General features: G+C 42.0%; 6 protein-coding genes. 2 read left to right on the top strand and 4 right to left on the bottom strand.

The genetic code is table 11. The features are described 5' to 3' along the window. Positions 1-504, top strand: a 504-nt coding sequence (locus Q0791_RS23850; protein WP_299011762.1) for a hypothetical protein, incomplete at its 5' end; no start/stop codon positions are given. 389 nt (positions 505-893) lie between these two features. Here the strand turns inward: Q0791_RS23850 and Q0791_RS23845 are convergent. From Q0791_RS23845 to Q0791_RS23830, 4 genes are all read right to left on the bottom strand, one after another. Further along, on the bottom strand, positions 894-1,517 hold the full coding sequence (locus tag Q0791_RS23845; protein ID WP_299011761.1) for a hypothetical protein: 624 nt from the start codon (positions 1,515-1,517) through the stop codon (positions 894-896). Positions 1,518-1,649: 132 nt separating this feature from the next. Continuing rightward, the gene (locus Q0791_RS23840; protein ID WP_299011760.1) at positions 1,650-2,381 is read right to left on the bottom strand and encodes a hypothetical protein; all 732 of its coding nucleotides are present in this window, start codon (positions 2,379-2,381) and stop codon (positions 1,650-1,652) included. A gap of 133 nt (positions 2,382-2,514) precedes the next feature. Further along, a complete protein-coding gene (locus Q0791_RS23835) occupies positions 2,515-2,679 on the bottom strand; it encodes a hypothetical protein (RefSeq protein ID WP_299011759.1) in 165 nt (54 codons plus the stop codon). 746 nt (positions 2,680-3,425) lie between these two features. Beyond that, positions 3,426-5,441 (bottom strand): NADPH-dependent 2,4-dienoyl-CoA reductase, encoded by a 2,016-nt coding sequence (locus Q0791_RS23830; protein ID WP_299011758.1) that lies wholly within the window; start codon positions 5,439-5,441, stop codon positions 3,426-3,428. A 155-nt stretch (positions 5,442-5,596) separates the two neighbouring features. Between Q0791_RS23830 and sppA the strand changes: the two genes are divergently transcribed. After that, on the top strand, positions 5,597-7,444 hold the full coding sequence (sppA, locus tag Q0791_RS23825; protein WP_299011757.1) for a signal peptide peptidase SppA: 1,848 nt from the start codon (positions 5,597-5,599) through the stop codon (positions 7,442-7,444). The last annotated feature ends 110 nt before the right edge of the window (positions 7,445-7,554 follow it).

Here is a 7,554-nt window from a genome sequence, read left to right as displayed (position 1 = left end):
CAAGAAGCCAAAATTGTTTTTAATACCGATACTGAAACCCCTATCACAAGCTATTCAGAATTCTTTGATATTTTAGAGCCTACTGGTTCTATTACAACAACTTCAGTCATTGAAAACAAAGGAACAGATTACACTTTTAGTATTACCACAGATTCAGATGGCGTCATTTGGAATTTTATAGATGTATACCCTGTAGCAAATTCAACCGCTTATCCAGACTTCATAGGTAACTCATCACCATCAGATGTGGATGATATCGATGTATATTTCAACGACTCAAATACAGAAGCCGAGGGTTTTTTAAGACATTTAGGCGATTTTATTCGTTTTGACCACGAAACTATTATTCCAGCAGGCACTAAAATCACCATTGTTCTAAAAGGTATTAAAAACCCTACTGCAATAACCAATCAAGAAGCCAAAATTGTTTTTAATACCGATACTGAAACCCCTATCACAAGCTATTCAGAATTCTTTGATATTTTAGATAATGCCTATAATTAAATCTTAGCCAGCGCCTTAAAGCGCAAAGCCCATGACTCGGAATCTTGGTTGTTTGCTCAACATTATCTCGAGTAAAGAGTAAGCAGAGGACTTTAACCTCCCCACTTCCTTAAAATAAAAGTCTACCGATTTATCTCGGCGCACTGGTTATCTCGGTTATCGTTTGCCTTGTTAAGCCTCCCTCTTTTTTATAAGGCAATATCAGCTCAACCACCTTGAACGAGCATAAGTCACCAAAACGAATTAAGCAAAAAGAAGGAGTTAATTTTAAACCAAGGCCTATTCAGACCTTGGCTAGATGTCTTTAGCTTTCAAAAGTCAAAACAAGCTTGACTCAACGAGAGCGTCCATATATGTCCATATTATATTAGTCTGCCAACATGCGTATGTTAACCGCTTACCAACTTGCTAAATGATATTTCTTCAACCCCCATGACCTCTACTGGAAATATCGAGACCGCATAACTTTTTACTTTGTCACATTTTTCATAGAAATCTGTCAAATCATCATACCGCCAACTACTATCTAGAACATCTCCGCGTGATCTAAAGTGCATCATATCTACTTCCCCTTCTCCATAATCAATAAGCTCAAACGGCTTGTCATGTAAGATTAAATTACGGGTTTCAGACAATTCATCAGCCAAAGACGTGAATTGAGAATTTTCTTCTTCGCTGTCCGCCAATATAATGAGTTTTTTTGCTAATTCTGATCTTGCTGATTTTGCAATCTTCAATTTATCCGTTATTTGCCTTGGGTATTCTATTGCCATTACGGCCAAATTTTTGTTGTTCAGTCTTTCCGCCAATAAATGATTAACAAGTGACTCAAGAGTAATCACTGACCACGCCATGACCATACCAACTATGCATGATTCTTTTTCCATTGCGTCGTATTTGACAGTATCAAATGGAAATGGGTGACCGCCGTTTGTCATTCTGCCACGGAAGCTAGAATCGTTCGTTTCTAGATAGTATGTCTTAGCCAATGAATGGATTATTTCCACACGCATCCAGTTATCCTTTATTGAACTATGTATCAATTTGTCTCCTTATGTACTGCTAACGCTTTACTAAGGGGCAAATTTGCAGCGAAGCCGCGCTTAAATTTGTCCCACTTGAGCAACTTGTTAAAAGTTGCACGCTCAAAATCCCAGACCCATACTCTTCCACTCTCTCGCCCAGCCTTCAAACGCACCAATGCTCATGAGTATTTCTTTTTGCTCGTGCTCATAAATATCAGGATTAGGCTCGATAAGCTCGCGGTTTGCTTTTACTGCTAATGAGTTTATTAGGGTTGCGCGCTTTTCAAACTGGCGCCATGTGACGACAGCATTCCACTTATGCTCATTAAGAGGACATTCTTCGCTTAAGCTGGATGCGGACTGCTCAATTAAATAGAGGTATCTTTTATATATGAACTCAGCACCCTGAATGAGTCTTGATGCATGAATAATATCTTCAAGTATATGACTAGAATTTGCATCAGCGGAGATGTCCTGAAGATCTCTCGTAAGACTTAACTGCACATCAATACCTAGATGGCTTTCAAGCGGCTTTACACTCTCTATAGATAATTGGTTAATTCTTTCAAAGCTCTCTTTTACTTGTCCGATATGATCGTCAAACGCCTTATCCTCTACTTGCTTATTCATTGCCTTGCGCTGCAATAATAGTTGTTCCCGCACACCGAGATACGCAAGAAACGCCAAGAGTGGGCCTAAGGTTCCGCCGATGTAAGAGCCAAAATTAGCCCATTCAGACTGGGTTCCAGATAGAAAGGGGATACTGAATATATTAAAGTTCACAAAATATAGCGACATTAGCAGTAATACTGATGAAAATATTATTAATATAAAAAATTTCAGTTTTGGCACACTCTTTCCTTGTGGCTCTTAACGCCCTAATAATGGGAAAAAATTGTTGGCTAAAATGTTGAGGAACGAAAACAGCCAACTGTTTTTTCTCCTGATTAATTTGCTTGTTAGCTGGCAGTAACTCGATTGTTGGCTACTGCATCTCTGCTATTTTCACTAAAAATAAAGCAAAACCAATCATAAAAGTAAGACCTACAACAACCATTAAAGTTAAAGTTTTTGATTGGTGCATAGAATCAACTAATTCTTTAATCGGCCCAAGGATTAACCCTAATCCTAATATTTCAATAAAGTCCATTTTTATCTCCGTTATCTTGCGCCTGCTAACAACTTATTCAACAGCAGGATAATCTTCCAAACCGCCAATTCTTTGAAACAGTTTTTTTAAACCAATCACTAAGCCAGAGTACACTGCTAATCCAGCCACTTTACGCTAGCCAAGCAAAATACCATTGCAATAATACATTTGTAAACAAAATGTTTAGTATGGAGTGTTATCTATTGATCCTGCTCACAATACTTGTTCAAAAGTCATCACCCTTAGTCAGCCAACAAACCCAATTCAAAGAAACACCCTGCATTTATCTTTTCTTTTTTCTGTTGATTTTCGCTTTTAAATCCCCGTGTAGATGCATCTGCTAGTTTCGGTTTCAGGGCGAAGCCATAAAATGGCTGCTATGAGCGACAAACAGGGTGAATATGGCCACGCCATGAGTCAATGAACGGGAAACAGGGATGTTAAGCTGGCTTTTATATACGGATGTATTTTATTTGGCTGGCCTTTAGACAAGGATGTCATTTGAAATCGCAGAGCGCCCATGGCCCTGTCACCGATCATGCAAAGCTGTTCCCGACATTTTAAGGCATTTCCTGCTATCCATGCAGGTCAGATAGGTCTACAACGTCCCGAGAATTACTTGCACAAAAACCTGCGGTAGCAATGAATAACAATAAAGGCTAACTTAATTCCTCAAGCTAGCCATAACCAGTAAACCGACACTGAATTCAAAATTAAACGTTACCGTTTACGCTAAAGTTTGATCGCTACAATTTAATGGCCAGCTCGGCCCCTTGCCTAATGGCTCGCTTGGCATCGAGCTCGGCAGCCACATCCACGCCGCCGATCATATGCACTGGCAGTCCTGTGGATTGCATTTCTTCCAGTAAGGTTCGATTTGAGACTTGTCCGGCGCATAACACCACATTATCCACATCAAGCACTTCGCTCTGGCCATCGATGCTGATATGCAAGCCTTGATCATCAAACTTTTCATAGCTGACACCGGTTTTTTGAATAACTTGGTGTTGCTTTAACACTAAGCGGTGGATCCAACCTGTGGTTCGCCCAAGGCCTTTGCCCATCTTGCTGGTTTTACGCTGCAATAGATAAAGCTGTTTATGAGGCGCTTCTTTTTGAGGGCTCATTAGGCCGCCCCGAGCTTGATAGCTTTTATCTATGCCCCACTGCTTAAGCCATTTATTTAAATCTAAGGTACTGGACTCTTCTTCGCTCAAAAAATGCGCCATATCAAAGCCTATGCCCCCTGCACCAATAAGCGCCACTTTGTCACCTACGGTCACTTGCCCAGTGAGCACTTGCTGGTAATCCAGCACTTTAGGCGAGTCAAAGCCAGGCAAATCAACTTCTCTTGGCAATACCCCTGATGCCATGACAATTTCATCAAAGGCTTCATCGCGCACCACAGAGGCATCCAAGCGTGTATTAAGCCTTAAGTCCACCTGATGTAATTTTATTTGCTCAAGAAAATAGCGAATGGTTTCATCAAATTCTTCCTTGCCCGGAATTTTACGAGCCAAATTAAACTGCCCGCCCACCTCAGATTTTGCTTCAAACAGCACCACCTTATGGCCGCGACTGGCAGCATACACAGAAAACGCCATGCCTGCAGGCCCTGCACCCATCACCGCAATGCGTTTCTTATGACTGGTTGGCGTAAAATTCATCTCTGTTTCATAACAGGCACGAGGATTGACTAAACAGGTGGCGCGCTTTAATGAGAAAGTGTGATCAAGACATGCCTGATTACAGCCAATACAAGTATTAATCAGCTCAGGTGTATTGGCAGCGGCTTTATTAACAAAGTCGGGATCAGCCAAAAATGGCCGCGCCATAGACACCATGTCCGCTTGACCCGATGCAATAATGCCTTCTGCAATTTCTGGTGTATTAATGCGGTTCGTGGCGACTAAAGGCAATGACACTTCTTTTTTAAGTCGTTCGGTCACCCAAGCAAAAGCGCCTCGTGGCACACTTGTCGCAATCGTAGGCACGCGGGCCTCATGCCAACCAATGCCAGTATTTAAAATCGATACGCCAGCGGCCGCCAAGGCTTTGGCCAATTGCACCACTTCATCCCATGTTGAGCCGTTTTCCACCAAATCCAACATAGATAAACGAAAGATAATGATAAAATCATTGCCCACTTTTTCACGAATGCTGCGAACGATCTCAAGGGGAAATTTCGCGCGATTATCAAAGGTGCCACCCCATTCATCGGTGCGTTGGTTCGTTCGGCTACTGACAAATTGATTAATGAGATAACCTTCTGAGCCCATTACCTCAACGCCATCATAGCCCGCCTTTTTCGCCAAGGCTGCACTGGTTGCATAGTCTTTAATGGTGCCTTTTACTTGCCTTGCTGACATCTCGCTAGGTGTAAAAGGGGTAATAGGGGATTTCACTTTGCTGGGGGCTTGCGAAAAAGGATGATAACCATAGCGCCCTGCATGCAGTAATTGCATACAAATTTTGCCACCGGCCTCGTGGACAGCCTGAGTGACAAGGGTATGTTTTTTCACTTGCCAGGGGAAACTGAGTTGACAGGCATTCGGTGCCAGTCGCCCTCGTAAATTTGGCGAAATCCCCCCTGTCACAATCAGTCCGACTCCGCCAGCAGCGCGTTCTTTATAAAAAGCCGCTAACTTTTCAAAACCGCCCTTTTCTTCTTCTAAACCTGTATGCATGGAGCCCATTAATACTCTATTTTTCAATTGAGTATGGCCTAAATTTAAAGGTTCTAATAAATGCGGAAACGACATTCAAACATCCTTTTTAAACAAATGATTTAATTCAGCATACCTCGAGTCTGTACTAAGCTCAATAAGGGAAAAGAATCATCTGTTTTTAATTGGGTTTTCCATCTGGGTATTATTTCAGTTAACATGACGTCAATTTCGTCATAAAGGAGTGGCAAATGTCCGCTAAACCTTCATTTTTAAAAAAAATATTTTGTGTTCTCTGGAATACCCTAAACGGTATTCGCAAACTTTTTCTCAATGTCATTTTTTTCGGATTACTGATCGCACTACTGATCGGACTGAGTAAAGAAGACAAGGTGAATCTAGAAAAAGGCTCCGCCTTAGTACTGAACTTATCTGGCAACATAGTTGAGCAGAAAAAGCCCGTCGCACCGCTTGAAGCCATTATGGATAGCGAAAGAAAAAACAGCAGGGATAATGAAATTTTATTGTCTAATGTCATTAAAGTGATCAACAGCGCCGCAAATGATAATGATATCAGCGCACTGATCCTCGATTTAGACCAGTTACAAAACGCAGGTTTGAGCAAACTTGAATCCATTGGCAATGCGCTCACCGCCTTTAAGACCTCAGGTAAACCTATCATTGCTCACGCCAACAGCTACGATCAAAATCAATATTTTCTAGCCAGTTTTGCAGACACTGTCTATTTAAACCCCCAAGGTTCGGTCTCCATTGAAGGCATGGGCCGTTATCGCCAATATTTCCAATCGGCACTCGATAAACTCCACATAAAAATGAATGTGTTTCGAGTGGGGACCTTTAAATCGGCTGTCGAGCCCTTTATTCGTGATGATATGTCTGCGGCTGCAAAAGAAGCCAATTTGAGCTTATTGAATAACTTATGGGAAAGTTACAGCAAGGTGGTCGCCTTCAATCGTAACCTTGAGCCAAACCAATTAGTGCTATCGCCAGAACAATACTTAATTCAATTGAATAAAGCCAATAACGATATGGCTCAATTGGCCTTAAATCAGCATTTGGTGGATAGTCTCAGTACCGCTGAAGCCTTTAGGCTTGCCATGGTGGATACTGTGGGTAAAGCCAGTCAAGGCAACAGCTATAAACAAATCAGCTTCTATGATTACCTGCCCATTGCAAAAGCGAATACTCAGCCAACAGAGACGAACAAAGTCGCGATTATTGTGGCTAAAGGCAACATACTCAACGGCAATCAACCCAGCGGGGATATTGGCGGCGAAAGTACCTCAAAACTACTGAGAAAAGCCCGCTTTGATAAAGATGTCAAAGCCATTGTATTAAGAGTCGACAGTCCAGGGGGCAGCGCCTTTGCTTCAGAGCAAATTCGCCAAGAAGTGCTGGCCATTAAAGCCGCAAATAAACCTATTATTGTGAGTATGGGCAGTTACGCCGCATCAGGAGGATACTGGATCTCAGCCGATGCCGATTATATCTTTGCCACTCCCACCACATTAACGGGTTCCATTGGTATTTTTGGACTCATCCCGACTTTTAAAGACTCATTGGCTGATTTAGGTATTTACACCGATGGGGTCGGCACCTCACCTTGGGCAGGCTTTAGTGTTACCCGCGATTTAACCCCTGCCTTCAGTACTGTGATGCAGCGGACCATTGAACATGGGTACGACAACTTTATTTCCATTGTTGCCAATGGTCGTGATATGACAAAACAAGCCGTTGACAAAATTGCTCAAGGCAGAGTGTGGACAGGAAACCAAGCCCTGAAACTTGGCTTAGTCGACGCCATAGGGGATATGCCACAAGCTATTCAAAAAGCGGCAGAAATGGCTAAGTTAAAACAATTTGATACCAAACTTATTGAACAAGAACTCAGCCCGCAGGAACAAATAATACAAGATATCTTTGCCACTGCTGCGGTTTACCTGCCCTTGCAACAAACACAATCTCAAAGCCCTGTGGTCAATGCCTTAATGTCAAAATGGCAAGATATGGTCAATACTTTCGCCTCTTTTGACGATCCGAATGGCGCCTATTTATATTGTGATAACTGTAATCTATAATAATATTAACGTATTTTGACGATCATAATGGCACCTATTTACTTATGAGGTGAGTGACATCACCTCATACTAGGTGGCCAAATTTACTGTACCACTACATGCCTATTTAT

The sequence above is a fragment of the uncultured Shewanella sp. genome (genome assembly GCF_947495455.1).
GTDB lineage: Bacteria > Pseudomonadota > Gammaproteobacteria > Enterobacterales > Shewanellaceae > Shewanella.
The sequence above is the reverse complement of the archived record's forward strand: the minus strand, read 5'-3'. Positions and strand labels throughout refer to the sequence as shown.

Bases quoted from the DNA above. Each gene is read 5' to 3' on its own strand.
- Q0791_RS23835 (WP_299011759.1), bottom strand. From the start codon at position 2,679: ATGGACTTTATTGAAATATTAGGATTAGGGTTAATCCTTGGGCCGATT.
- sppA (WP_299011757.1), top strand. From the start codon at position 5,597: ATGTCCGCTAAACCTTCATTTTTAAAAAAAATATTTTGTGTTCTCTGG.
- Q0791_RS23830 (WP_299011758.1), bottom strand. From the start codon at position 5,441: ATGTCGTTTCCGCATTTATTAGAACCTTTAAATTTAGGCCATACTCAA.
- Q0791_RS23845 (WP_299011761.1), bottom strand. From the start codon at position 1,517: ATGCGTGTGGAAATAATCCATTCATTGGCTAAGACATACTATCTAGAA.